The organism is Actinoallomurus iriomotensis, assembly GCF_030269445.1.
GTDB classification, from domain to species: domain Bacteria; phylum Actinomycetota; class Actinomycetes; order Streptosporangiales; family Streptosporangiaceae; genus Actinoallomurus; species Actinoallomurus iriomotensis.
This window is the reverse complement of record NZ_BSTJ01000009.1, coordinates 311,769-337,808: the sequence shown is the minus strand read 5'-3', so window position 1 is coordinate 337,808 and position 26,040 is coordinate 311,769. Positions and strand designations below refer to the sequence as shown.

General features: G+C 70.8%; 25 protein-coding genes. 18 read left to right on the top strand and 7 right to left on the bottom strand.

The genetic code is table 11. The features are described from left to right. The first annotated feature begins 15 nt into the window (after positions 1 to 15). The 7 genes from QSK37_RS34005 to QSK37_RS33975 all read left to right on the top strand — a co-directional run bounded on the left by QSK37_RS34005 (position 16) and on the right by QSK37_RS33975 (position 7,795). Positions 16 to 687, top strand: a complete 672-nt coding sequence (locus QSK37_RS34005; RefSeq protein ID WP_285629433.1) for an anthrax toxin lethal factor-related metalloendopeptidase — start codon at positions 16 to 18, stop codon at positions 685 to 687. Between the two features lie 27 nt (positions 688 to 714). Continuing rightward, the gene (locus tag QSK37_RS34000; protein ID WP_285629432.1) at positions 715 to 876 is read left to right on the top strand and encodes a hypothetical protein; all 162 of its coding nucleotides are present in this window, start codon (positions 715 to 717) and stop codon (positions 874 to 876) included. Positions 877 to 1,526: 650 nt separating this feature from the next. Further along, entirely contained in the window at positions 1,527 to 2,816 is a 1,290-nt protein-coding gene (murA, locus tag QSK37_RS33995; protein WP_285582053.1) for a UDP-N-acetylglucosamine 1-carboxyvinyltransferase, read from the top strand. A gap of 401 nt (positions 2,817 to 3,217) precedes the next feature. Beyond that, positions 3,218 to 4,480 (top strand): transcriptional regulator, encoded by a 1,263-nt coding sequence (locus QSK37_RS33990; protein ID WP_432705631.1) that lies wholly within the window; start codon positions 3,218 to 3,220, stop codon positions 4,478 to 4,480. 156 nt (positions 4,481 to 4,636) lie between these two features. Continuing rightward, positions 4,637 to 6,163: a protein kinase domain-containing protein gene (locus tag QSK37_RS33985; protein WP_285629431.1), complete on the top strand. Its 1,527-nt coding sequence runs from the start codon at positions 4,637 to 4,639 to the stop codon at positions 6,161 to 6,163. A 3-nt stretch (positions 6,164 to 6,166) separates the two neighbouring features. Further along, positions 6,167 to 6,727 carry a hypothetical protein gene (locus QSK37_RS33980; protein WP_285629430.1) on the top strand — a complete coding sequence of 187 codons (561 nt, stop codon included), beginning with the start codon at positions 6,167 to 6,169 and terminating at the stop codon, positions 6,725 to 6,727. Positions 6,728 to 6,775: 48 nt separating this feature from the next. Next, positions 6,776 to 7,795, top strand: a complete 1,020-nt coding sequence (locus QSK37_RS33975) for an EamA family transporter (protein WP_285629429.1) — start codon at positions 6,776 to 6,778, stop codon at positions 7,793 to 7,795. On the opposite strand, the gene hisC is transcribed toward QSK37_RS33975, so the two are convergent. From hisC to QSK37_RS33950, 5 genes are all read right to left on the bottom strand, one after another. After that, entirely contained in the window at positions 7,683 to 8,768 is a 1,086-nt protein-coding gene (gene hisC / locus QSK37_RS33970) for a histidinol-phosphate transaminase (RefSeq protein ID WP_285629428.1), read from the bottom strand. The genes QSK37_RS33975 and hisC overlap by 113 nt on opposite strands. A gap of 99 nt (positions 8,769 to 8,867) precedes the next feature. Then, positions 8,868 to 9,542, bottom strand: coding sequence for an NUDIX hydrolase (locus QSK37_RS33965; RefSeq protein WP_285582043.1), 675 nt, complete (start codon positions 9,540 to 9,542; stop codon positions 8,868 to 8,870). A 334-nt stretch (positions 9,543 to 9,876) separates the two neighbouring features. Beyond that, positions 9,877 to 11,181 (bottom strand): flotillin family protein, encoded by a 1,305-nt coding sequence (locus tag QSK37_RS33960; RefSeq protein ID WP_285629427.1) that lies wholly within the window; start codon positions 11,179 to 11,181, stop codon positions 9,877 to 9,879. A 31-nt stretch (positions 11,182 to 11,212) separates the two neighbouring features. Continuing rightward, on the bottom strand, positions 11,213 to 11,413 hold the full coding sequence (locus tag QSK37_RS33955; protein ID WP_285629426.1) for a hypothetical protein: 201 nt from the start codon (positions 11,411 to 11,413) through the stop codon (positions 11,213 to 11,215). Between the two features lie 30 nt (positions 11,414 to 11,443). Continuing rightward, entirely contained in the window at positions 11,444 to 12,154 is a 711-nt protein-coding gene (locus QSK37_RS33950; protein ID WP_285629425.1) for a hypothetical protein, read from the bottom strand. A 166-nt stretch (positions 12,155 to 12,320) separates the two neighbouring features. On the opposite strand from QSK37_RS33950, the gene QSK37_RS33945 reads away from it, so the two are divergent. From QSK37_RS33945 to QSK37_RS33910, 8 genes are all read left to right on the top strand, one after another. Further along, on the top strand, positions 12,321 to 12,905 hold the full coding sequence (locus QSK37_RS33945) for a hypothetical protein (protein WP_285629424.1): 585 nt from the start codon (positions 12,321 to 12,323) through the stop codon (positions 12,903 to 12,905). 99 nt (positions 12,906 to 13,004) lie between these two features. After that, a complete protein-coding gene (locus QSK37_RS33940) occupies positions 13,005 to 14,816 on the top strand; it encodes an AAA family ATPase (RefSeq protein ID WP_285629423.1) in 1,812 nt (603 codons plus the stop codon). A gap of 10 nt (positions 14,817 to 14,826) precedes the next feature. After that, positions 14,827 to 15,477: a 4Fe-4S single cluster domain-containing protein gene (locus tag QSK37_RS33935; protein ID WP_285629422.1), complete on the top strand. Its 651-nt coding sequence runs from the start codon at positions 14,827 to 14,829 to the stop codon at positions 15,475 to 15,477. A gap of 38 nt (positions 15,478 to 15,515) precedes the next feature. Next, positions 15,516 to 16,607, top strand: a complete 1,092-nt coding sequence (locus QSK37_RS33930) for an FHA domain-containing protein (RefSeq protein ID WP_285629421.1) — start codon at positions 15,516 to 15,518, stop codon at positions 16,605 to 16,607. A gap of 408 nt (positions 16,608 to 17,015) precedes the next feature. After that, positions 17,016 to 17,441 carry an ATP-binding protein gene (locus QSK37_RS33925; protein WP_285629420.1) on the top strand — a complete coding sequence of 142 codons (426 nt, stop codon included), beginning with the start codon at positions 17,016 to 17,018 and terminating at the stop codon, positions 17,439 to 17,441. Between the two features lie 38 nt (positions 17,442 to 17,479). Then, on the top strand, positions 17,480 to 17,824 hold the full coding sequence (locus tag QSK37_RS33920) for an STAS domain-containing protein (RefSeq protein WP_285582029.1): 345 nt from the start codon (positions 17,480 to 17,482) through the stop codon (positions 17,822 to 17,824). A 578-nt stretch (positions 17,825 to 18,402) separates the two neighbouring features. Then, positions 18,403 to 19,278 (top strand): MerR family transcriptional regulator, encoded by an 876-nt coding sequence (locus QSK37_RS33915; RefSeq protein WP_285629419.1) that lies wholly within the window; start codon positions 18,403 to 18,405, stop codon positions 19,276 to 19,278. 48 nt (positions 19,279 to 19,326) lie between these two features. Beyond that, the gene (locus QSK37_RS33910; RefSeq protein WP_285629418.1) at positions 19,327 to 20,301 is read left to right on the top strand and encodes a zinc-binding dehydrogenase; all 975 of its coding nucleotides are present in this window, start codon (positions 19,327 to 19,329) and stop codon (positions 20,299 to 20,301) included. Here the strand turns inward: QSK37_RS33910 and QSK37_RS33905 are convergent. Next, positions 20,273 to 20,905 carry a LysE family translocator gene (locus QSK37_RS33905; protein ID WP_285629417.1) on the bottom strand — a complete coding sequence of 211 codons (633 nt, stop codon included), beginning with the start codon at positions 20,903 to 20,905 and terminating at the stop codon, positions 20,273 to 20,275. The genes QSK37_RS33910 and QSK37_RS33905 overlap by 29 nt on opposite strands. Positions 20,906 to 21,030: 125 nt before the next feature. Between QSK37_RS33905 and QSK37_RS33900 the strand changes: the two genes are divergently transcribed. Next, a complete protein-coding gene (locus QSK37_RS33900; protein ID WP_285629416.1) occupies positions 21,031 to 21,735 on the top strand; it encodes a GAF and ANTAR domain-containing protein in 705 nt (234 codons plus the stop codon). A 119-nt stretch (positions 21,736 to 21,854) separates the two neighbouring features. Continuing rightward, positions 21,855 to 22,610 carry a hypothetical protein gene (locus QSK37_RS33895; RefSeq protein ID WP_285629415.1) on the top strand — a complete coding sequence of 252 codons (756 nt, stop codon included), beginning with the start codon at positions 21,855 to 21,857 and terminating at the stop codon, positions 22,608 to 22,610. A gap of 12 nt (positions 22,611 to 22,622) precedes the next feature. On the opposite strand, the gene QSK37_RS33890 is transcribed toward QSK37_RS33895, so the two are convergent. Next, on the bottom strand, positions 22,623 to 23,756 hold the full coding sequence (locus QSK37_RS33890; RefSeq protein ID WP_285629414.1) for a hypothetical protein: 1,134 nt from the start codon (positions 23,754 to 23,756) through the stop codon (positions 22,623 to 22,625). Positions 23,757 to 23,907: 151 nt separating this feature from the next. On the opposite strand from QSK37_RS33890, the gene QSK37_RS33885 reads away from it, so the two are divergent. Further along, positions 23,908 to 26,040 carry an MMPL family transporter gene (locus QSK37_RS33885; RefSeq protein ID WP_285629413.1) on the top strand — a complete coding sequence of 711 codons (2,133 nt, stop codon included), beginning with the start codon at positions 23,908 to 23,910 and terminating at the stop codon, positions 26,038 to 26,040.

Below are 26,040 nucleotides of genomic sequence, written 5' to 3'. Positions count from 1 at the left end.
GAGTACTTTCGCGCCGTGCCCGGCGCCGCGGACTTCGGCGCGCTCCACTCGCCGTCGCCCGCCCGGGTCGGCGTCCCCAGCACATTCCTGTCCGGCGTCTACGGCGCCCGGCTCAGGGTCGTCGGAAGCTCACAGGTCACCCTCCGGCACCTCATTGACCTGGAGGACGTCCCCGGCCCCTTCCACGCCCATGTCGCCGAATACCTCAGGGGTCATCCCGAGGGCGGTATCGACATCGTCGACGGCCCGGTCACCGACGTCATGCCCGAGCTGCGTGGACAGACCCCGCGCGGCTGGCCGGCAGGCTCGACGTGGGCGCAGGTGCCAGGACTGCTCGACACTGAGACGCGACGGCTGGTCATCAGCGGCCATGACCGCCCACGGCTCTCGGCGCTCCATGAGTTCGGCCATGCCGTCGACTTCGCCGGCGGCCTCTGGTCCGGCTCGAAAGAGTTCACCGACCTGTACGACCGGCTCGGAGCGCTGTCGCCTTACCGCGCTCAGCCCGGCGTCGCCGGACGGCAGGAGACCTTCGCCGATGCCTTCGCGGCCTGGGCGCACCATCGCCACTGGTCGGACGACGCCCGCGCTCTGAGCATCGCGGACACGCTCGACCTCAGCGCCGACAAGAAGCACATGAGCATCGCGCTCGACCGCTACTTCTCCACCTTGCAGGACAGCCTTTAGCCATCGAGACCGAAGAGGAGGCCGAACGTGCGGGCGACACGGAACCCCGACGGCACCCTGACGGTGCCGATGCGCGCCGAGACCGGCGGGATCATCGGTGACGCTCTGGTCACCATCGGTCCGGACCACCCCGACTACGAGGCGTGGGATGCCTGGCTTCGCCGGGTCGAGGCGGAGGACGGGGCCTGAGCGGGCGATGGATCACCGGTCGCCGGTGGGCGCAGCGCAGGTCAGACCGGTGACCCGGACCGTGGTTCCGCGGATCATGACCAATGATCCTTTGCTCGAGCTTTATGTCGCGCACCGTTCCAGACGGCGGGCGGTCACGCCGCGGTCCGAGAACCTGTGACCGCGCCGTGACCGCCGGTTCCGGCCGTGCCACGGGCGGCCGAAACGTGACCGCCACCACTCGCGTCGGAGCGGCGTGAGCGCGACCGCCGCTGTGCGGGTTCGTCAGCCATCGCAGCGGCCGCAGGGATGCCAGGGCCCTGCGGCGTTCCTGCAGCCAGAACGGCATCCCGGGCACGTTTGACAACATTTGCCCAGGTGACGCCGTATGGGCCTCTACGCGGCGTTCGCCCTCATGAGACACTCGAAGAACATGAAGAACCGCCGGCGACACCTGAGACCGTCATCACCGGGTCCGAACCAATCCCCGGCCGGGGGTCTCTAAGAGATCGAGTGGGCGAACAAGACCGGATGTTTCGGTCATGCCACAGCAGACCCGGTGGAATACTGTGCCCCACGCGGCACACACCGTGTGTGGGCACTCGTGACCCGCTGACGACAGACGAGCGGGCAGGTCAAGTCAATCCCCGCATCAAAGGAGTATCGGCGCTATGAGCTTGGGCCACGAGGTCCGTTACCGCGTACGAGGCGGCCGCGAGCTGCGCGGCACCGTGTTCGTGCAGGGCGCGAAGAACGCCGTCCTGCCCATGATCGGGGCGTCGCTGATGGCGACGAAGGGCCGTACGGTCCTGCGCAACGTCCCGATCATCGAAGACGTACGGCGAGCCGTCGAGCTGGCCCAGGCGATCGGGGCCAAGGCCGAGCTGCACGAGGCCGAGCGCACCCTCGTGATCGACGCCTCCACGCTGACCAGCCCGGTGCTGCCCGCCGACATCGCCGCCCGCTTCCGCGGCTCCTTCCTGTTCGTGCCGGCGCTGCTGCACCGGCTCGGCGAAGCGGTCATCGAGGGGGTCGGCGGCTGCAATCTCGGCAGCCGCAACCTGGACTTCCACTACAACGGCTTCAAGCGCATGGGCGCCACGGTGACCGAGCAGGTCACCGACGACGGCACCGGCTCGATCCACGTCAAGGCGGGCCACCTGCAGGGCGGCACGCTCTACCTCGACACGCCGTCGCACACCGGCACCGAGAACCTCCTCATGGCGGCCTCGCTGGCCCACGGCACCACGCTGATCAAGAACTGCGCGCTGGAGCCCGAGGTCCTCGACGTCATCACGCTGCTGCAGCGCATGGGCGCGCGGATCACCGGCGGCGGCACCGGCTTCATCACCGTCGAGGGCGTCGACCGGCTCACCGCGGTCGAGCACACGGTCATGCCGGACCGGATCGACACGGGCGTGCTGGTGATGGCCGCGGCCATCAGCGGCGGGGAGATCAGCCTCGTCGGCGCGTCGCTGGAGCATCTCGGGGTGGCGGGCGACAAGCTGGAGCAGATGGGCGTGGAGTTCCACTCCCAGGGCGCGGTGCTCCAGGTCCGCCGCGACCGGCCGCTGCGGCCGATCAACGTCATCACCGACGAGTACCCCGGCTTCGCCACCGACCTGCAGTCGCCGATCATGGCGCTGTCGTCGCAGGCCGAGGGCGAGAGCTACATCTACGAGCGGATCTTCGACGGCCGCTTCAAGCTGGCCGAGGAGCTCGTGCGGATGGGCGCCGACGTCGAGGTGAACGGCAACCGCGCGAAGGTTCACGGAGTGACCCCGCTGCGCGGCGCCGAGGTGGTCGCGCACGACCTGCGTACCGGCAGCGCTCTGGTGCTCGCGGGCCTGGCCGCCGAGGGCGAGACCACGATCACGTCGGCCTACTACATCGACCGGGGCCACGCGCACGTCGCGGAGCGGCTCACGGCGCTCGGCGCGGAGATCGAACGTATCGCCTGACGCGTACTGACCGGTATCTGTCAGACGCGTACCCGACGGTTTGTTACCTGTCCGGTTAGTAATAAGTTCCTCACCGGATCCGCCCTACTAGTAGTTTTTCAACGTGCTCTTAACCGATTTTGCTCAGAGGCGTCACATCTCGTGGTCTCCGGCCGATCTGCCCAATGGAGGAATGAAGTACACGGAGGCAGGGGCTGTCGACCGGACAGGGGCGTCAAAGGTATGAGTCATGCGTTGGGTGAAGGCCGTCCAAGGGCGGACGTTATCGGGGTCAAGCGACTGGCCTCACCGGCCCGAAACCACCCGCGATCGCTCGAAGCCAGGAGGGGGCTTACATGAGCGGTCCGCGGAGTGGTTCGGTAACTCCGGATCTGACAATCGGGGTCGTCGGTCCTCATGACCTGGTCGAGCGGGTCATGCTCATGGGCCACGGCCCGACATCGGTGCCGAGCCGGCTCGTCGCGGCGGCGTACCGCGACGAGCAGGAGGCGGCGGACAAGGTCGTACGGCTCGGGTCGGGGGTGGACGTCTGCCTCTTCGCGAGCCCGGTGCCGTACGAGTTCGCCCGCAAGGCGGGCGTGCTCACGATGCCCGCGACGTACGTGCCGCTGAACGGAGCCGCCCTGCAGGGCGCGCTCCTGCGGGCGTCGCTCGACGAGCGGCACGAACCCGAGCGGGTGAGCATCGACGTGCTCACCCGTGCCGAGGTCGAAGAGGCCTTCAGCGAGATCGACCTCAACACCGATCACGTGCACTTGCGCGAAGAGGCCGCCGGGCCGGGCACGCTGGCCGCGTTTCACGAGCGTCTTTGGCGGCGCGGCGCCACAAGTGTTGCGCTCACTTGCGTACACGCGACCGCCGAGCGGCTGGAGCTGGCCGGCGTGCCGACGCTGCGGATCCGGCCGACGGGCGCCGCGATCCGTTCGGCGCTGCAGACCTCGGCGCTGCTCGGGGCGCACCACCGTCTGGAGGAGTCCCAGCTCGTCGTCGTCCTGGTGGACGTGCCGACGCTGCGCGAGACCCCCCGGCGGGTCACGCCGCGCTACTGGCGCGAGGAGCTGAAGCTGTCGCTGCAGCGGCTCCTCCTCCAGGAGGCGCACCGGATGAGCGCCGCGGTGTGGCCGCTCGACGACCACAGCTACCTGGTCACCGCCACCCGTGGTTCGATCGCGGCGGCGACCGAGGGCTTCCGCACCCCGCCCTTCGTCGAGCGGGTACGCGAGGAGCTGGGTCTGGCCATCGAGGTGGGCATCGGCATGGGCCGTACGGCCCAGGAGGCGGAGAGCCACGCGCGGGCGGCGCTGGCACGGTCGCAGACCTCACAGCGGGCGCAGGGCTTCGCGCTCGACCGCGACGGGCGGGCGCTCGTGCCCGCGCCCCGCACCCCGCCGCGCGCACAGGCCCCGGCCAAGCCGAAGGGCCTGGAGATCCTCGCGCGGCTGGCCGACCGGCTCGGCGACCAGGAGCAGCCGCTCATCGTGGACGCGGAGAACGCCGGGAACATGCTCGGCGTGACCCCGCGCACCGCGCGCCGGCTGCTGCGGACCCTGGTGGAGGAGGGTCTCGCCTGGCCGCTGCCGCCCAACCGCACTCCTCAGCCGGGCCGGCCACGGCAGCTCTACCGGCTGATCGTCGAGAAGCTCGGGCCGAAGAACACCGGCTGACGCTCTCTCCGTCGCTGTGCCCGGATCGTGACCCAACGTGGCCGCATCCGGTCACAGCGGCGGAGTGGCACCAACCGGGACACCTCTCCAGGCGTCGCACACATAGCGGTTGCTCAGGTCGAACGACGCATGCGTCGCTTAGAGCAAGGATCGCCCATGGGTGGTGACTGGACGGTTCCGGGTTATCGGCACCTGCGCCCTCTCGGCGAAGGCGCCTCCGGAAAGGTGATGCTCGCGGTCCACGAGGCGACGAACGCTCCGGTGGCCATCAAGTACCTCTCCGAGCGGCTCCGCACGGACGAGGCCTTCCTGCCGCGCTTCCGCGCCGAGGCCCGGCTGATGTCGCGGCTGGACGACCCCCACGTCGTCCGCTTCTACGAGTACGCCGAGACGCCGGACTCGGCGGCGCTCGTGATGGAACTGGTCGACGGCGTCACGCTCAAGGACGTCATCAGGGCCGAGGGCGCGACCGGGCCCGAGGCCGCGTTGCTGGTGCTCAAAGGGTCGCTGCTCGGCCTCGCCGCCGCGCACGCCGCCGGCGTGGTGCACCGCGACTACAAGCCGGCCAACGTGCTCGTCGACGACCAGGGTCACAGCAAGCTCGCCGACTTCGGCATCGCCGTACGGGCCGGTGAGGAGGTCGGCGCGTCCGGCACTCCGGCGTACATGGCGCCCGAGCAGTGGGCCTCCGGCGCGGTCAGCGCGGCCACGGACGTCTACGCGGCCACCGCGGTCTGCTTCGAGTGCCTCACCGGCGAGCGCCCGTTCCCGGTGAAGGGACACTGGGCCCTGGCCGCCGCGCACCGCTCTCACCCGGTGCCGGTCGAGCGCGTGCCGCAGCCACTGCGCGGGCTGGTCGCGTACGGCATGGCCAAGAACCCCGACGACCGGCCGCGCTCGGCCGCCGTGTTCCTGGAGGACCTGGAGGAGGTCGCCCTCGCCGCGTACGGCCCCGGCTGGGAGGAGCGCGGGCGCGTACGGCTCGCGGCGCTGGCCGCCCTGCTCGCCTCGCTGTTCCCGCTGACCGGTGCGCCGCCGGAGGCCGGCACCGCACTGGCCCTCACCCGGCTCGGCCGCAGGCGGCTGGCGATGGCGACGGGCGCGCTGGTGGCCGCCGTCGTGGCGGGCGGGGGAGGCGCGGCCGTGCTCGCCGGCGTCCACCGGAGCCTCGGCGCGCACACGAGCGCGACGTCCAGCCCGGCGCCGATCGCCGAACCGGGCACGCCTCCGGCGGACTCGCCGAGCCCGTCACCGAGCGACTCTCCCAGCCCGGAGACGACGGCGCCCACGACGTCGTCCCCGGCGAGCACGCCGGTCGCGTCGCCGGCGACGACGCCTCCCCGACCGCTGATCACCAGGCGTTCCCCCACCGTCCCGGCCACCAGCGTCACCGGATTGACGATCGGTTCGTTCACGTTCACCGGGACGGTCGCGACGGCTCAGGTGAAGGTCACGGTGAGCGGGCCCGGTCCGGTGACCGTGTCGGCGGTCTTCGGCGAGGACACCCCGACCGCGCAGGTGGCCGCGGCGGGCGACTCCGGCGCGCAGACCGTGAGCGGCAGCGGCGCTCACGACCTGACGTTCACGCACGACTACGGCGAACGATGCCCGGCGGCCCGCGTCACCGTGACCACGTCACTCGGCCGGACCGCCGAGGCGAAGACGACCTGTAAGCCGGAGTAGCCGATGGACGAGACGACCCGGGACGTCGGCGAACCGGACGACGCGGAGACGTGGCCGGAGAAGCGGTCCTCCACCGATGACGTGACGCTGCGGTTCGGGCCCGGCGTACCGCCGGGCGTGACCCGGGCCTGGCGGTCCGGCGGCCGGCGCGGGCGCCCGCTGCCGTGGCGGATCGCCGGCGGGCTGGCGACGCTCGGGCTGGCCGTGCTGACCGGACTGGTGGTCTGGTGGCTCCTGCACGGCGGCCCGCCCGTCCAGGTCACCGGCGTCACCGTGACCGCGCCAGCCGGGGTGCAGGGTTGCGGCGCGACGACGACGGTCGTCGGCGTGATCCACACCAACGGCGGGCAGGGCGACGTGTCGTACCGCTGGAAGCGCAGTGACGGCCAGAACTCCGGCGTCTTCACGGACAGCCTGTCGCGGGGGCGGCGCACGATCCGGGTCCCCCTGCGCTGGACGGTCCAGGGCCCCGGCTCCCTGCACGCCGTGGCGACGCTGGAGGTCGTCTCGCCGACCGGCCCGGACGGCACCGCGTCGGCCTCCTTCGACTACACGTGCCGGTGAGAAATCGACGCGCGGATTCGCCCCGGATCGTCTAGCGTGTAATGAGCCATGAGCTCACATACTGCTGACAACCGCTCCTCGCTCGTCTGGGTCGCCCTCTCCATCGTCTACGTCGTGTGGGGATCGACCTATCTCGGCATCCACTACCTCGTCCAGACGATCCCGCCGATGGTCGGCGCCGGCCTCCGGTTCGTCGTGGCGGCCGTGCTGCTCGCCGCCGTCCTCGCGATCCGGAGCGGCCCGCGGGTCCTGCGCGTGCCGTGGCGGCGGCTCGGCACCGCCGCGCTCGCCGGCGTGCTGCTGCTCACCGGCGGAAACGGCATGATCGGTGTCGCCGAGCAGCACATGTCCACCGGCCTGGCCGCGCTCCTGGTCGCGAGCGTGCCGCTGTGGCTGGTCGTGTTCCGCTGGGTCACGGGCGACCGGCCCGCGGTGAGCACGATCGCCGGCGTCCTCGTCGGCTTCGGTGGGCTGGCGCTGCTGACCCTCACGCGGGGCGGCGGCTCGGGCAGCGCGCTCGGCGTGGCGATCGTCCTCGGCGCGTCGCTGTCCTGGTCGGTCGGGTCGTTCCTGTCCGCCCGCATGCCGATGCCGGCGAACCCGTTCGTGGCGAGCGTGTACGAGATGGCCGCCGCCGGCGTGACGCTGCTCGCGGTCGGGTTCGGGCGCGGTGAGCGGTTCCATCCGCACGAGGTCTCACAGGCGTCCTGGCTCGGCCTGGCCTACCTGGTGACCTTCGGGTCGCTGATCGCCTTCACGTCGTACGTCTGGCTGCTGGGCAACGCGCCGATCTCGCTGGTCGGCACGTACGCCTACGTCAACCCGGCGGTGGCCGTGCTGCTCGGCGTGGCCTTCGCCGGCGAGAACGCCACGTGGACGATCGTCGCCGGCGGCCTGATCATCATCCTCGGCGTCGGGCTCGTCGTATCGACCGAGCGCCGCCCGCGCGAGGAGGTCACCGCTCCTGTGCCGCCCGGTACGCCCCGGCGACGGCGAGAAAGGCGTCGTTCTCCTCGGGTGAGCCGATCGACACCCGGGCGCCCTCGCCGGCGAACGGGCGTACGCTGACGCCCGCCGCGTCACAGGCGGCGGAGAAGGCCATGGTGTCCTCGCCGAGGCGCAGCCACAGGAAGTTCGCCTCGGTGGGCGGCACCTTCCAGCCCTGGGCGGCGAGCGTCTCGTAGACCCGGCCGCGCTCCTTGACGGTGGACTCCACGCGGTCGAGCAGCTCGCTCTCGGCGTTCAGCGAGGCGATCGCGGCGGCCTGGGCGACGGAGTTCACCGAGAACGGCAGGTAGGTCTTGCGCACCTGGGTGGCGATCGGCTCGGCCGCCACCATGAAGCCCACGCGGAGCCCGGCCAGGCCGTACGCCTTGGAGAACGTCCGCAGGATCACCAGGTTGGGCCGGTCGGCGTACAGGTCGAGCCCGTTCGGGACCTCCGGGTCGCGGACGTACTCGGTGTAGGCCTCATCCAGGACGATCAGGCAGTCCTCCGGCACGCGGTCGAAGAACGCCTCCAGCTCACGGCGGCGGACGACCGTGCCGGTGGGGTTGTTCGGGTTGCAGACGAACACCAGGCGGGTGCGGTCGCTCACGGCGTCGGCCATCTGCGCCAGGTCGTGGGTCTCGTCGGTCAGCGGCACCCGTACGGAGGTCACGCCGGACAGGTCGGCCAGGGTGGGGTAGGCCTCGAACGAGCGCCAGGCGTACACGACCTCGACGCCGGGCTCACCGATCGACTCCAGGAGCATCTGCGCCACGCCGACCGACCCGCAGCCGACGGCGACGTGCTGCTCCGGTACGCCGAACCGCGTGGCGATCGCCTGGATCAGCGCGGTGCAGCCGTTGTCCGGATAGCGGTTGACCAGGCCGCCCGCGTCGGCGATCACCTCACGCACCGACGGCAGCGGGCCGTACGGCGACTCGTTCGAGGACAGCTTGTACGACCGGCCCTCGGGCGAGAGCGCGACCTTGCCGGGCCGGTAGGCGACGTACTCGTCGAGCACGGAACGGAAGCGGGGACTGCGCTGCTCGGACACCCTTGTCCTCCCTCAGAAGTCTTACGAGATCACTCTAAGGACTGCGCCGGACCGGGCAAGCCCGAGGTGGCATCGGGCGCCACGAGGGGCTCCATCGTTTCACCAGGTCGGACGCATCATCGGCGGGTGAAGCGACTCGGCGTCCCCGCGGCGGTAGAGCCGGGCCGGCCGGCCGCCGTCACGCGTCGTCGTCCGCCCCGTCGGGACGAGGAACCCCTGGGCGCCGGTGACCTTCCGGTGGAAGTTCCGCGGGTCGAGCGGATGACCCCAGACGATCTCGTACACCCGGCGCAGCTCGGCCACGGTGAACTCCGGCGGGCAGAACGCCGCCGCCAGCGGGGAGTACTCCAGCTTGGCCCGGGCCCGCTCGACGCCGTCGAGCAGGATGCGGCGGTGGTCGAAGGCGATCCGCCCCTTCTCGGTCAGGTCGGCGACCGGCCGCCACATCACCTGTGCCCGGGTCGAGGCGGGCAGGTCGGGAGCGAGCCCGAGGTAGGCGACGCTGACCACGCGCTGACGCGGGTCCCGGTCGGGATAGCCGTACGTGGCGAGCTGCTCCAGGTGCACCCGCACGTCGGCCAGACCGGCCCGCTCGGCCATCAGACGATGAGCCGCGACCGGCAGATCCTCGTCGAGCTGAACGAACCCGCCGGGCAACGACCAGCTCTCCGCGTACGGGGACCGGTCACGCCACCACACGAGCGCGGACAGCTGCTGCTCACGGACCGTCAGCACGACAAGATCGACGGTGACGGCCACGCGCGCAATGGTCATATTCCGCACGTTAGCGCCTGCCACATGCGCCCGCCGTCCAGCCGCGCGACACGGCCGGCCGGGCCTGTCATCCCCAACCGCCCAGCCGGCGCGGTCTGTTATCCACAGCCGTACGGCGGGCCTTGCCGCGAATCCCCGGGCCACTGGACGATGGAATTGGGGTCGGCCCCCAGGGCGGGCGGGGACCCTGCGGACGAGGACCCTGCGGACGAGGACCCTGCGGACGAGGACTCCGCGGACGGGGACTCCGCGGACGGGGGATCTCGGCCGGCCGCGCCGCTCATGGGTATGCGAAGGGCCCGGAGTGTGTGCTCCGGGCCCTGGTCGCGAAGGGTTACTTCTTCTCGGGGTCCGGGTCGACCGGGACGAGCTTGCCGTTGCTCGCCGGGGCGTCCGCGGACCGCTGGCCGTTCATGGTGGACAGGAGCTGCCGGGCGACGCCCAGGCCGGTGCCGCCGAGCGTGAGCGCCTTGGCGAGCATGTCCTCGACGCCCTCGGCGCCGTTGAGCACGACCATGTTGTCGACGTTGCCGAAGACGCCCGCCCCGGCCTGGACGATCTCCGGCCAGCGCTCGGCGAGCTGCTGGGCGATGACCGCCTCCTGGTTCTCGGCGAGAGCGTCGGCCCGCGCCTTGATCGCCTCGGCCTCGGCGATGCCCTTCATGCGGGTCGCCTCGGCCTCGGCCTGACCGTTGATCTTCGTGGCCTCGGCCTCGGCCTGGGCCTGGGCCACGGCCGCGCGGCGTTCGGCCTCGGCGAGGGTGACCCGCTCGTACGCCTTCGCGTCGGCCGGCTTGCGGACCTCGGCCTCCAGGGCCTTCTCGCGGCGGTCGGCCTCCAGCTCGGCGTTCTTGGTCTCCTTCATGATGACCTGCTGGCGGGCCTCGGCGGCGGCCTGGTCGACCTGGCCCTGGTACTCGCGCTTCTTGATCTCGGTGTCGCGGATCTGCGCGGAGTTGGCCTGCTCGGCCATCTGCTCGGCCTGGGTGGCCTCCTGGTTGCGCTGGGCCTCGGCGATGCGGGCGGCGGAGGCGACGGCGGCGGAGTTCGGCTTGCCGAGGTTGTCGATGTAGCCGACCTCGTCCTCGATGTCCTGAATCTGCAGCGAGTCGACCACCAGACCGAGCTTGCCCATCTCGTCCGCGGACGAGGTGCGCACCTGGTTGGTGAGCCGGTCGCGGTCGCGGAGGAGGTCCTCGACGGTCAGGTTGCCGACGATCGAGCGCAGGTGACCGGCGAAGAGCTGGTGGGTCTTGTCGTCCATCATCTTCTGCTGGTCGAGGAACCGCCGCGCGGCGTTGGCGATCGAGGAGAAGTCGTCACCGACCTTGTAGATCACCACGCCTCGGACGTGCACCTTGATGCCCTGCGACGTCACGCAGGTGACCTCCAGGCCGGAGACCCGCGTGTCGAGGGAGAGACGGCGGCAGGTCTGGAACCCGGGAAGCACCATCGTGCCCTTGCCCGTGGTGATCTTGAAGCCCAGACTCTCCGCGGTGTCCCGGTTGTGCGCCTTCGCCCCCAAGCCGGAGATGATGAGTGCCTCGTTCGGCTCGGCGACGCGCCAGATCGCCTTGAAGATGATGATCAGAACAATGATCGCGACGACGGCGCCGATCGCCACGGCGACTATCGGCATCGTTCCTCCTCGGACAGCAGGGATGGTGACGTCAAATAGACGCAGAGGAGACGTAAACGGTTCGCGGTGGGTGATAATCCATCACCACGACGAGAGATCCCACCGGAATCTCCTCCCCCTGGATGGCCGAATAGGCATAAAACGCCTCGACGCCGCCCCTGATCGGGATCATCACCTCGCCGACAAGGCCCGGTCCGATCTTGCCGGTGACCCGGCCCTGCCTGCCGACCACGGCGTCCTCCTTCGCCCGCGCGCACACCCTCTAGGGCAGAATCCGCTCCGCCTGCTGGTAGGCCTGGCGCGCGAACCCCTCGGCCTGGACCCGGGTGGCACCCGGGCCGTACAAGGTGATCGTCGCGAGGTAACCGCGTGAGCGCAACACGACGAACCACGTACGGACGCTCGTGACGCCGGAGGACGTGAGGATCCCCGCCGTCCGCGAGCCTTCGCCGATGCGCGTGCCCGTCGGCTCGTAGATCGTGTCGGTGACCCAGGCGCCACCGACCTTCACGCGGAAGCTGCGGCAGTCCGCCGGGACGCTGACCTTCACCTGCCGGGCGGCGACGTCGGGCCCGACCGCCATCAGCGTCTCGGTGACGCTCTGCTTGTTGCCCTGGGCGAACGCCACGAGGGCCGAAGGCGCGGTCTGCACCGCCTTTTCCTGCGACACGGCGCGCGTCGACGACGCGCACTGCGGTTTGTCGAGTTTGACCGCCTGCTGCATTTGGTTGAGATTCTGGATGGCGGCGAGCGATCCGTATTCGCCCCATTGAGGCGCGCCCGATCGGACGTATCCGGGAATGTCGGTGAGCAACGCCTGGGTGAGCTGGTCGGCGTTGTAGGAGCCCGGCACGGGCGCGGCATAGGACGGAGTGGAACCACCCCCGGCACGGCCGCCGCCACCTCCGCCGCAGCCCGCGGCCGAAGCCAGGGACAGGAACGCCGCAACGACGATCAGTCTCCGCGATGTCATACCGAATGACGATAGCGCACTATTGGCCCGGCACGCTGCGCAAATCATTCGTTGGAATTAACCCCAAGGGCCTTCCACAGGGTAAAAAAGAAGAGCGATGCGGCCGACGCTCGTAAACCCGCAGAGGAATTGTCCGAAACAGTGGCATTGTATCGGGGGAAGCTCAATGCTCCGGAAAACATTCGTCATCATTCCGATCATCCTGCTCGCGCTAGCCGGGTGCAGCAACACCAAAGCAAAGGAGACCGCCCAGGGTGCGGCGCCCAGCGTCGGGGCCCCGGCTGCTCCCGGCAACGCGCCGACGGCCACGGCGACACCGACCGCGTGCCCGACCGGCAAGACCCGTAAGCTCGCCAAGACCCGCTTCATCGCCAACGCGGGCCTCGCGGCGGGCGCGTTCAAGCGCTACATCTACGACCCGTACCGCAGCGGCGCGTTCAAGAGCGACGCCAAGGGCCACAAGCGGGCGATCGTCAAGGCAGCGGCGGCCGGCCTGTTCGTCCTCGACCAGTTGCGCCGGGCCAAGGCGAACGTCCAGGCCGACCCGATGCTGTGCAGGACGCTGTCCGCCCCCCTGCAGAACCTCAGCAACGTGATGAAGAGCGCCGTCGACAAGCTCAGGGGCGGCAACGCCGACCCGTCGGCGATCGGCGCCGCCTCGGGCGCGCTGGAGCAGACCCGGAGCACGGCCGGCAGCGCCGGCGCCGGATTCAAGGACAAGAACGTCCCCAGCAACATGATCGGCGGCTGACGACCGCTTACGGCCACGACCGCGTGACCGCCCGCGCCGGGTGGTCACGCGGTCGTCGTCCTTCCAAAACCCGACCGTGTTGCGGTTACGCTTCATCAGGTGACGACGCAGCCGGGTACGCCGGACGACACGCGCCTGGAGGGCTTTCCCGCCTTCGTCCGGGAGCTCGACGCGACGCTCTCGGTGCATCCGCAGTACGTCCTGTGGGGCAACCTGCACGACAGCTTCCTGGTGCCCCAGGAGGGCCGGCTGTTCCCGCTGCGCGACCTGCTGTGGGAGACGCTGCGGCGCAGCGGCTACTCCTTCATGGTCGTGTACGACCAGGTCGACGGGCTGCGCGTGCACCCCGCCGACGACCGCGACGCGGCCGACGCCGCGGCGAGCCTGTTCGGCAGCCGGGTCGACGAACGCAAGGTGCCCTCGCTGGAGGGGCTGCGCACCTACCTCGGCGCGCTCGCCCGGCCCAACCGTCCGATCCGCGCGGCCTTCGTCATCGACTACGCCTCGCGCATCGCCCGCAACCCCACCGAGCTCGAGCCCGCGGAGAAGGACTTCTTCGTCTTCTGCGAGAAGCTTTCGCGCACCGCCACGCCGGTGCGCACCGACGGCGAGCGTCCCAAGCCGCTCTACAACCCGGTGATCTGGCTCGCGCGCCGTCCCGGCGACCTGCCGCCCTGGCTGACCGCCGACAACGACGGCGTCCGCGAGATCTCCGTGCCGCGCCCGCACCTCGGCGACCGGCAGCAGACCGCGCGGCTGCTGGCCCGCGCGTTCGAGGCCGCCGACCCGTCGGTCGACGTGACCGACGACTTCGCGCAGGAGGCCGAGGGCCTCACGCTCCAGGCGATGATCGAGGTGACCCGGCTCGCCAAGGAGCGCGACGTCGCGCTGGAGGACCTACCCGACGCCGTCCGCACCTACAAGCTGGGCGTGCTGGACAACCCCTGGAAGCGCGAGCACCTGCGCAGGCGCATCGTCGACGGCGAGCAACGCGTGCCGGCACGCGTCGTCGGCCAGCCGCAGGCCGTCACCAAGACCCTCGACATCCTCAAACGCGCCGTCCTCGGCCTATCCGGCGCCCAGGCGGCGCGCGCCTCCAGCCGCCCGCGCGGCGTGCTGTTCTTCGCCGGGCCGACCGGCGTGGGCAAGACCGAGCTGGCCAAGGCGATCACCTCGCTGGTCTTCGGCAACGAGGACGCCTACCTCCGCTTCGACATGAGCGAGTTCTCCGCCGAGCACGCCGGCGACCGACTGATCGGCTCGCCGCCCGGGTACGTCGGCTTCGAGGCCGGCGGCGAGCTGACCAACGCCGTGCGCGAGGACCCGTTCCGCGTCATCCTCTTCGACGAGATCGAGAAGGCGCACCCGCGCATCCTCGACAAGTTCCTGCAGATCCTGGAGGACGGCCGGCTGACCGACGGCCGGGGCAACACGGCGTTCTTCTCCGAGTCGATCCTCGTCTTCACCTCCAACCTCGGCACCCGCGGCGTACGGCCCGGCATGCCGTACGAGGACCTGGAGAGCTCGATCCGCGGCGCCGTCACCGAGCACTTCACGACCGAGCTGAACCGCCCGGAGCTGCTCAACCGGTTCGGCGACAACATCGTCATCTTCGACTTCATCGGGCCGGAGGCGGCCGGCCGCATCTTCGACCTGCAACTCGCCAACATCTGCCGCCGGGTGACCGACGAGCACCACATGAAGCTCCTGCTGTCGGAGGAGGTGACGGCTACGCTCCGCGACTGGTGCACGAGCGAGCTCGACAAGGGCGGCCGCGGCATCGGCATGGCGCTCGAGTCGTCGTTCATCAACCCCCTCGCCCGCGCCCTGTTCGACCGCGGCCCCGCCGCCGAGGTCACCGTCACCGGCATCCGCAGAGAAGGAAACATCGCCGTCGTGGACCTGCAGTGAAAGGGCGAGCATGAGCGAGCTGCTGCTCGCCAAGGCGCACTACCCGGTGACGACGCTCGGGCCCGGGCGACGGGCGGGGATCTGGACCCAGGGCTGCACGCTGCACTGCCCCGGCTGCCTGTCACGCGACACCTGGGACGCCGACCCGGACACCGCGATCCCGGTTCCGGCCGTGCTCGGCTGGCTCAGGTCGCTCGACCGGGTGGACGGCGTGACGATCTCCGGGGGAGAGCCGTTCCAGCAGCCGGAGGCGTTGCGCGAGCTACTCCTCGGAATCCGCGCCTGGGCACCACCAGAGGTGGACGTTCTGGTGTACAGCGGATACGCATCGTCACGGTTGCGCGGTTCCGCGTGGTCGCGCGAACTTCTCGCGCTGTGCGACGCCGTGGTCACGGGGCCGTACATCGACCGCCTGAACTCCCCAGACTCCGGACACCTCTGGCGTGGTTCGGCCAATCAGCGCATCATCCCTGTTAGTGAGCTAGGCAGGAAACGCTATGGTGACGCGGAGGGCGGCGAAACGCGGCCGCACATGCAGATATCGGTTGAAGCCGATCGTGTTTACTACATCGGGATTCCACGGAGGGGCGACATGGAGCGGCTGACAGAGCGACTCTCGCTCTCCGGAGTCCACGGCGGGGAGGTGTCATGGCGTCCCTGACATGCCCGGTCTGTGCCGCTCCGGTACGACAGGGAGACTTGATCTGTATCAACTGCGGAGCCAACCTCGCCAGGCGCGAGGCACCTCAGCAGCAGGGGTACCCACCACAGCAGGACCAGCAGCACGGGTATCCGCCACAGGACCAGTCTCCCTACGCTCAGCAGCAGGGGTACCAGGGTCACGATCAACAGCCCTATCAGCAGTACCCCCCACAGCAGGGCTACCCCCAGCAGGACCGGCAGCAGGGCGGCTACCCGCCCCAGCAGCAGGGGTACCCGCCGCAGCACGATCAGGGCGGTTACCCGCCCCAGCACGACCAGGGCGGCTACCCTCCGCCCCACGACCAGCAGCGGCAGGGCGGCTACCCGCCGCCGCAGGACCAGGGGTACCCACCGCAGCAGGACCGGCAGCAGCAGGGGTATCCGCCCCCCCAGCAGCACGGTTACCCGCCACAGCACGACCAGGGCGGCTACCCGCCCCCGCAGCAGGACCAGGGCTACTCCCCGCAGCACCAGGACCAGGGCTACGGGCAACAGCACCAGGACCAGGGCTACGGACAGCAGCAGCCGCCGTACCAGCAGCAGCCCCAGCAACAGCAGGGCTACAACACCGGCGGCTACGGTTCGCCGAGCGCTCCGCACGTGCCCCCGCCGCCGCGCGAGCCCACGATGACCGGTTCCGGCGGCGAGTCGACGGCGGCGTTCACGCCGTTCTGCCCGCACTGCGGCGCCGAGATCCCCGACGTGGGCAACCCGGTCTGCGTCCAGTGCCTGCGCCCGCTGCACGACCAGGGCGGCGGAGGTGCCGGCGGTCCCCAGCAGGTGAACGTCACGGTGACGTTCTCGTCGGGCGACCTGCAGGTCCAGCCGGGCCAGGAGCTGGTGCTCGGCCGTGACCCGGTGCATTCGCCGGTGGCCAGCACGTTCTCCCGCTTCGACAACGTCTCACGCCGGCACGCGACGCTCGGCATCGACAACAGCGGCCAGCCGTGGGTGCGCGACGAAAGGTCCACGAACGGCACGTTCGTCAACGACCGCCGGCTGCAGCCGGGCGAGCAGACGTCGCTGCGCGACGGCGACTCGCTGCGCCTCGCGGCCGACGCGCGCGGCCAGGTACGCGTCGGACGCTGACCTTCGCGAAGGTTCCCTGGCGACCCCGGCCGGGTCGCCAGGGCCACCGGGCGAACGAATCACGGCCGCCCGGTCCGCCTTCTCTCGGCCTCACCAGAGCGCCTCGGCGACCTGGGCAAAGTCAAGATCAGACTGTCGCTTCCGCTGCGGCGCGAGGCCTTCCGTCGTACGGTGAATCCGGCCCCCCACACGGGCGAGCGTCCGCGATCCACCCCGCTCTGACATACCGAACACGTATCGAGTCCGTCGGCTTGCTCACAAAGATGCAACAAAGCCCGGCAAATGGGTACGACACCCCACGTAGCACTGCGACGGACGACGACAAGCAGGACGGCAGCCTGATCGTGCGACTGATGAGCAAGGTGGGACAAGGTGGTCACTCTTCGCATGGAACTCCCGTACACCGCCATGCGGCACCGCCAGCCCATGCCGGAAGAGACGGGGGATCAGGTAGACGAGATGCATTTCACCGTGGACCATCTACCCGGGGTGCGGCGGTTCGTCGCCGCGCACGCCCGTAAGTGCGGACTCGACGAAGAGTCGGTCGGCGACCTGGTGATCGCCGTGAACGAGATCGCCACGAACGGCGTCCGGCACGGATCCCCCGATGCCGAGCTGCGCATGTGGGCGTCGAACGGGCGCGTGTACGCGGAGGTGCGCGACCAGGGTCACTGGGTGCCCTCGGACGCGGGCGATGCGCCCCCGTCCTCGGACGCGGAAGGCGGCATGGGTCTGTGGGTGACCCGCCAGATCTGTTCGGCCGTTCACATCATCGCAGGTGAGCGCGGCACGACCGTTCGACTTGAGATGCCCCTCCCACCGCGTTACGCATGACCGATACGGTGGCGTCCTGAGTTTCCGTGGAGGTCACCGTGGCAGCGCTCGAACTCAGCTCCACTCGCCATGGCGACCGTACGGTCGTCGCGGTGAAGGGCGAGCTGGACATCATCAGCCGTACCCAGTTCACCGCCCATCTGGACCGTGTCATCCGAGAGCACGGTCGCAAGATCATCCTTGATCTGTCGGGCCTGAGCTTCATCGACACGAGTGCCCTCAGCACCGTCGTGTCGTACTGGAAGCGCCTCTCGTCCACCGAGGACGGCATGCTCGCATTGGCGGGCGCCCAGTACACCACCGCGCGCGTCCTGTGGATCACCGGCCTGGCGCAGCGCCTTCCGATGTACGACGACGTGGACGCGGCGCTGGCCGCGACCTGATTCGGCTCTGGTCGGGACCGCCGACACCGGTCGTTCTTCGGTGGCCAGGCGGGGCCGGGGGCACCGCGCCCGTCCGCGCGGTAGGGGGGAGCCCCCGCCTGGTCACAATGCCCGGCTGTCGCGGCCAGTCTCCCGCCGCTTTGGACGCGGCCCCGGCCGGCGAGGTAGGCGGCCCTGGGTCCGGGAATGGGCTGCCCTCGGCCGAGGTCGCGCCTTGCAGGAGGCGACGTGCCGGGCGCCGCACGGAGTCGCCGGCGTAAATCCGTGCGTGCATCGCTGTGAAGATTGTCGGGGACACCCTGACCGCTCCGGGGCGCTGTTGTGGACGCGGTCAGGGCGTGGTCTCGGTGGTAGGAAGGCGGGCGGTCTCTCACCGCCCGCCTCCCCCCCGGTTCCCCCCGGCGAGGCCTCAGCAAGTGGGCCGTGCCTGTGAGTCGCGGCCCCGGTGTGCCCCCCGGCGACCGGATGCTCGCCGCGACGATCAGCGTCGGCGAACCCCCTGTTCAGGCCTCATTCGTGACGCTAGGCGCGCGTCCGAGGTTTGTCAAATGTTCGTCCAAGGACTGTACATTGGGAGCATGGAACCTGGGCCGGCGATGCTCCGCATCGGCGAACTCAGTCGTCGGCTCGGGGTGAGCACCGACGTCCTGCGCGCCTGGGAGCGCCGGTACGGCTTGCTCCGACCCGAGCGGTCGACCGGCGGCTACCGCCTCTACTCCGAGGCCGACGAGCATCGCGTCCGCGCCATGCAGGCGCATCTTGCTCATGGTCTGTCCGCGGCGGAGGCGGCGCGGGCCGCCCTCGCAGAGCCGGCCACCGGCCCTCCGCCGGGTCCCGTCGCTCCGGTCATGGACGGAATGCTCGGCGCGGCGCTCGAAAGGTTCGACGAACCCTCGGCACAAACGATCCTCGACCGGCTCCTGGCGGGCTTCACGGCCGAGACCGTCCTGCGCGACGTCCTGCTGCCCTACCTCCACGAGCTGGGCGAGCGCTGGGAGCGCGGGGAGGTCACCGTCGCGCAGGAGCACTTCGCCAGCAACGTCCTACGCGCCCGCATCGCCGCGCTCGGCCGCGGCTGGGGCCAGGGTCGTGGCCCGCGCGCGCTCCTCGCCTGCGCGCCCGGCGAGCTGCACGACCTGCCGCTGCTCGCCTTCGGCGTCATCCTGTACCGGAACGGCTGGCGCGTCAGCTACCTGGGCGCCGCCACGCCAATGCCCGACCTGCTGCGCACCGCCACGGCGGAGCCGCCCCAGCTGATCGCCCTGTCGGCCGTGGACCCCGCCCGCTTCGCCGGGCTGGAGGCCGACCTGCTGCGGCTGGCCGACGTCGCGCCGCTCGTGCTCGGGGGCCGCGGCGCGGACGCCGCGACGGCCCGGGCGGCCGGTGCCCGGCGGCTGACCGGCGACCCGGTCACCGAGGCCGAACGCCTCTCCCGCGCCGGCGACTTGACCTGAACCTCGGTTGAGGAAGCAGACTCCCCGGTACCGATCGGAGGGGGTCTCATGCGCGCGGTGTGGTTGCGGGAGTTCGGCGGTCCGGAGGTGCTCGTCGCCGGAGACGCGCCCGACCCGGAGGCCGGGCCCGGGCAGGTGCTGGTGGACGTCGCCTACGCCAACATCACGTTCGTCGAGACGCAGGTACGGAGAGGCGGCGGGCCGTTCCCGGTACGGCCGCCGACCGTGCTGGGGAACGGTGTCGGTGGCGTCGTCTCCGCCGTCGGCGACGGCGTCTCGCCGGACCTGACCGGGCGCCGGGTGGTCGGTGGGCTGGGCGGTTCGGGCGGGTACGCCGAGCGCGCCGTCGTGGCCGCCGACGCCCTCGTCGAGGTGCCGTCCGGCCTCGCCCTCGACTCCGCGGTGGCGCTGCTGGCCGACGGGCGGACCGCGACGTTCCTCGTACGCGCCGCCGGGCCGGCCTCCGGCGACCGCGTGCTGGTCGAGGCGGCCGCAGGGGGCGTGGGCACGCTGCTGGTCCAGCTCGCGCACGCGGCGGGGGCCGTGGTGGTCGCGGTCGCCGGGGGCGCGCGCAAGACCGCCCTGGCCCGCGACCTGGGCGCCGACGTGAGCGTGGACTACCGCGAGCCCGGCTGGGAGGAGCGCGTACGCGAGGCGGTCGGCGGGGTGGACGTGGTCTTCGACGGTGTCGGCGGTTCGGTGGCCCGTTCGGCGTTCGACCTGCTCGACCGCGGCGGCCGGATGCTGACGTACGGCCTCGCGAGCGGCACGTGGGCGGACATCCCGGACGAACTGGCGGCGACGCGCGCAGTCACGCTCGTACGGCCCCGGATGAGGCCGGAAGAGGCGCGGTCGCTCACCGCGAGCGCGCTGGCCGAGGCCGCCGCCGGCCGGCTCCGCCCGGTGATCGGGCAGCGGTTCCCGCTGGAGCGCGCGGCGGACGCGCACGCGGCGATCGAGGCGCGGGCCACCGTGGGCAAGACGCTGCTCGAGGTCAGCGTTCCGCCGCCAGCCGCGCGCTGAAGCCGAGCAGCGCCGTGCCGGTGACCGCGTCGAGCCCGCGCCGTACCCGGCGGCGCGTGAGCACCCCGCGCAGCCGGTCGAGGAAGGCCGTCAGCACCAGCAGGTACGACAGCGAGAGCAGCGCGTGGCTGAGCGCGAAGACGAGCAGCACCGGCAGTCCCTCGCCGGCGCCGAGGAACTGCGGCAGCACGGCGAGGTAGAAGACCAGCACCTTCGGGTTGGTGATGTTGGACAGGAACCCCTGCCGCCATCCGCCGAACGCCGCGCCGGCCGCGCCCCGTCCGCCGGTGCCGTCACCGAGCGGCGCATAGTCGCCGCGGATCGCCGACCGGACCGCCTGCACCCCGAGGAACGCCAGGTACGCGACGCCGGCCCACTTGATCGCCGCGAAGAGGGGCTGGGCCCGTACGATCAGCGCGCCCAGACCGGTGGCCGCCGCGGCGCCCTGCACCGCGTTGCTCCCCGCGACGCCGCCCGCGCACCAGGCGCCGCGCCAGCGGCCGACCGCGAGCGTGTTCTTGGTCACCACCGCGAAGTCGGGACCGGGGATCAGGACGAGGACGACGGCGAAGAGGAGAAAAGACCCATATGAGGACCACGGCATGACGCCACGGTAACCCGCCGCACCTCACCCGCCGCGAGGAGAGACGACGTCCGTGTCCTCTGCCGGGTTATGGGCCGGGGGCGCGCGGTATGGGGTTGAATGGCCGTGACGAACAGGAGTGCCGCATGGCGAATGACGAGGTGCCGGCCGAGCTGGCCACCGCGCTGGCCCAGATGGCACGTGATCTTCTGGCCCAGGACTCCCTGCAGGAGACGCTCGACCGGATCGCGCGGCACGCGGTCAACCTGGTCCAGGGCTGCGAGGCCGCGGGCATCATGGTGCTCCAGAACCGCCGGGTGCACACGCTCGCCGCCACCGACGACCTCGTCCTCACCTCCGACCGGATCCAGGGCGAGGTCGGCCAGGGGCCCTGCTTCGACGCGGTCCGCACCAAGGCGGAGTCCTATCTGGTGGAGGACATGCGCGACGAGGCCGAGCGCTGGCCGCGCTACGTGCCGCACGCGCGTGAGCTGGGCATCGGCAGCATGATCGGGTTCAAGCTGTTCACCGAGGAGGAGAACCTCGGCGCGCTCGACCTGTACTCCTCCCGGCCCGGGGCGCTCAACGACTACTCCGAGCAGGTCGGCTGGCTGCTGGCCTCACACGCCGCCGTGGCGTTCGCCAACGCCCGCGCCGAAGCCGACCTGCACATCGCGATCTCCAGCCGCCAGGACATCGGCATGGCCGTCGGCATCCTCATGGAACGCCACAAGCTGTCCACCGACCAGGCGTTCGCGCTGCTGTCACGCGCGTCGCAGGAGCGCAACGTCAAGCTGCGCGAGATCGCCCGCAGAGTCGTCGAGACCGGCGAGTCACCGGACAGCGCCTGACCCACGGCCACCGGTGCGCGCAGTGGCGAGAGCCGGTGCACGCGATGGCGAGTCCCCTCCGGTGCGCGCCGCTAGTCTGCGCGATGCCGCCTTTGATCACTTTGAACGGTGTGCCGCTCTTGCGAAAGATTCTCGCCGCGCTGGTGCCGGCCGTACTCGTGCTCGCCTCCTGTACGCCGCACCGGCCGAAGTCCATGCTGCCGACGACCGTCGAGGTGCTGGCTCCCCGGCCCGACACCCGGCAGGTGGCGATTCCGTCGTCGACCCGGTGCGCGAAAGAGGAGTGCCGGCTCGGGTACGCGGACCTGGCCGAGTGGCCCGACGCCTGCTCCCTCCTGAGTCAGGCGGAGCTCAAGGCGATGTTCCCGCAGGCCGTGAAGTTCTCGTTCTCGCCGCAGGAGATCCACTACACGGAGGGGCCGAGCGGCGCGGAGATCGGCGCCGTCCCCCGGGCGCGCTGCTCGATCGGTTTCGCCTTCCAGGGCGACTACGTGGACGACGCCGGCGTCACGATGAACTACGGGACGATCATCAGCGTCGACGTCTACCGTGTCGGCTCCGCTGAGCAGATGCGGAAGGACTTCGACTCCGAGCGCACGACCTTGGCCACGGCCAAGCCCGTCGTCCGGCACGACCTGGGAGCGCCCGAGTGCTTCCAGGACGGGGGGTGGACCTGCCGGGAGAAGCACATCGTCTTCAAGGTCGGCTTCTCCTACAAGGGGCTGCCGTCCTGGGAGCGGCCGACCAGCGACGTCACGCTCAAGGTCGCCGGCCGGCCGCCGCGTACCGTGGACCTGGCCAAGGACCCGGACACGCTCGCACTCCAGCAGATCGGGAGCGGCCTCGTACGGCTCATCGCGGCCAAGATCCACTGACCCCGTCGCCGGTCAGCCGAACGTGATCTGGAAACTCGGCACGATCACCCATCCGCTGGCGTCCGGCTCCAGCGCGGATCCGTCCCAGTACGGCGGGATGTGCTCGCAGCCGGGGATGCCCAATCCGGCGTAGAGCACGAACAGCAGGGGCACCTCCTCGCCCAGGGCGCCGGAGCGCTCGTACGCGATCCGCAGGGTCTGGTCGTCGCTCGTCAGTCCGGCGTCCGCCGACCAGAGGCGGGAGTTCTTGTAGAAGGGGTAGATATCGGACTCGTCGTAGTTGGCGCCGTGTCCGACGGCGTGCGCGGCGTCGAGCCCGAGGACGGTCTCCCAGTACTGCCCCGGCCGGGAGGTGCCCTTGACGATCACGAATCCGGCGTCCGTGACGTAGGAGAGCAGAACGGGACCGCCGGTCTCGGTGGCGAAGGCGTTGAGCACCCCATGGGTGTCGTCGGGCCACTCGCCCGAACTGGCCGCACGCCAGTTCTTCTTGAACTTCTGCTCGTGGTTCCAGCCGCCCGGCCAGCCGTACGCGGCGCGGAGTCTCGGAATCTCCACGGGCGAGCGGGCGAGCAGCACCGCTTCGGCGTCCACCTCCTGCTTCGGCCCGGTGACGACCTTGTCCTCCTGCCCCACCGACGGCTCGAACGGGTTGGTGTCACGGAAGTCGGGGATGCCCAGGCCGGCGAACAGCCCGGCCGTCAGCTTGATCCCGAGGTCATCGCCGCCGTCGTGGAACAGGACGGTGTCGAGCATGTCCGGACGTGGCGCCGTACCCGCCGCGTGGGCCCAGGCCAGCAGCTCCTGCCGGGTCTCCGCGATCTGATAGCCGGTGGTGTCGATGCCGGCGCCCATCGCGGTCCGCAGCCCGAGGATCGCGTGACGGGTCGGGCCACCCGGCACCGCGGCGTGAACCAGAGCGCATCGCTTGTCGATGATGAAAAAGAGCAGGGCCGGACAGCCGGTCTCCCGCGTGTAGGCCTGGACGGCTCCGTTCATGTCCTGCGGCCCGTCGTCGGAGAAGGCCGCCCGCCAGCCGTCTCCGCAGTCGGTCTCTTCGGTGAAGTCCCCTGGCCAGTGCTGTGAACTGCGCAGCCGGGCCACCTCGTACGGTGAGCGCACCAGCAGCGCGATCATGCTCCCCATGGCGGGAGACTAATGGATAAAACCTCGCATAAGGCGCATTTTTCGCAGGCCGGCTTCGCGCCGGGACGTCGCTTGTCCACCGATCGGTGGACGGCAGGTTGGACCGGTCGATGCTGTCGCGGGACACCGCCCGGCGACCAGCCTTGACGGCATGAAGAACCCCTCAGTACGTGTGGCGCGGTGGAGCGCCCATCACCCCTGGCGCGCGATCGCCGGATGGATCGTCTTCGTCGTCATCTGCCTCGGATGCGGCCTGGCGATCGGCGGACACGCCGCCACCTCGCAGGACTACCGGGTCGGTGAGGCCGGGCGGGCCGAAGCGCTGGCGGCGCAGGGCGGGCTCCAGCAGAAACCCGTGGAACGTGTCCTCATCTCGGTGAAAGGCGCCGGACGGCCGGACGGCGCGGTCGCGTCGGAGGTGCGCCGCCGGATGTCGGGGCTCGCGGAGGTCGAGTCGGTGGCCGCGCCGGTCCGATCGGCGGACGGGCGGGCCGTACGGGTCGACGTGACGATGCGGGGACCCGAACTGGAGGGCAGGAAGCACGTCGCGTCACTGCTCGCGCAGACCGCCGAGGTTCAGCGGGCCCATCCGGGGCTCCGGGTGGAAGAGTCCGGCAGCCCTTCCATCAGCAAGGACGTGCAGGGCCAGCGGGGCGACGACCTGTCCCGGACCGAGCTCATCGCACTGCCGGTGACGCTGATCGTCCTGCTGCTGGTCTTCCGCTCCGTGGTGATGGCCGTGGTGCCGCTGCTGCTGTCGGTCTCCTCGATCATGGCCGGCATCGGGCTGTCGATGGTGGCCTCGCACGTCTTCCCCGACGCGGGCGTCGGCACGAACGTCATCCTGCTGATCGGGATGGCCGTCGGCGTGGACTACACGCTCTTCTATCTCAAGCGGGACCGCGAGGAGCGAGCACGCTCAGGCGGAAGGCTCTCACGAGCCGCCGCCGTGGAGATCGCCGCGGCCACCTCGGGACGCGCGGTCGTCGTCTCCGGGCTGGCCGTCGCCGCCTCCAGCGCGACCCTGTACCTGGCCGGCGACGTCATCTTCGCCTCGCTGGCGACCGGGGCCATCGTGGTCACCGTCGCGGCCGTGGTCAGTTCCCTCACCGTACTTCCCGCGCTGCTGGCCAAGCTCGGCCGCCGTACGCCGCGGCGGGCGGCGCGGTCCGGGGGCGGCGGACTCACCTCGGCCGTGCTGCGTCCGGTCGCCGAGCGCCCGGCGCTCGCGCTGGGCGTCGCGGTGGCCGCCATGCTCGCCCTGGCGGGGCCGCTCCTGGGCATGAGGCTGACCGACGTCGGCCGGGAGACCTACTCCCGCGACCTGCCCGCCATGCAGGCCTTCGACCGTGTCAACGCGGCGTTCCCCGAGCTGAAGTCGGTGAACCAGGTCGTCGTCAAGGCCACCCCCGAGCGCCGGGCACAGGTGGTCACCGCGCTCGACGCGCTGGCTCACCGGGTGACGGCCGACCCGCTGTACTCCGGGCGGACGAGAACGCGCACCTCGGCCGACGGCCGGATCACCATGCTGGAGGTACCGGTCCCGGCGTACCCGAGCGAGAAGCGGGCGCAGGCCTCACTCGATCGGCTGCGCACCGACCACATTCCGGCCACGGTCGGCGGCCTGCAGGGAGCCGAGGTCGCGGTGACCGGCGACGTCGCCCGCTACGCCGACTATCCCGAGCACCAGAAACACCGCCTGCCGATCATCCTGGGCGCGCTGCTGCTGGTCACCTTCGTCATCACCGCGTGGGCGTTCCGTTCGATCGTGCTGGGCCTGGCCGGTGTCGGGCTCAACCTTCTGTCGGCCGCGGCCTCGCTCGGCGTGCTGACGGCGGTCTTCCAGCATCGTTGGGCCGAGGGGCTGCTCGGCTTCACTTCGATGGGCTCCATCGGGTCCCGGGTGCCGCTCTTCCTGTTCGTGATCCTGTTCGGGCTGTCCATGGACTACCAGGTGTTCACACTCAGCCGGGTCCAGGAGGCGGTACGGCGTGGCGTGCCCGCCCGGACCGCCGCGCTGGAGGGCATCCGCGGCTCGGCCGGAGTGGTGACCAGCGCCGCGATCGTCATGGTGACGGTGTTCGCCTCCTTCGTCCCGCTGCACCTGATCGAGATGAAGCAGATCGGATTCAGCCTGGCGGTGGCGGTGCTGCTGGACGCCTTCGTGATCCGGCTGGTGATCCTCCCCGCGCTCCTGCTGCTTCTCGGACGGACGGCATGGTGGCCGTCCCGGCGGAGGCCCGTGCCCGCCTCCGCTTCGGACGTGCTGGAGAACGTAGGCTGA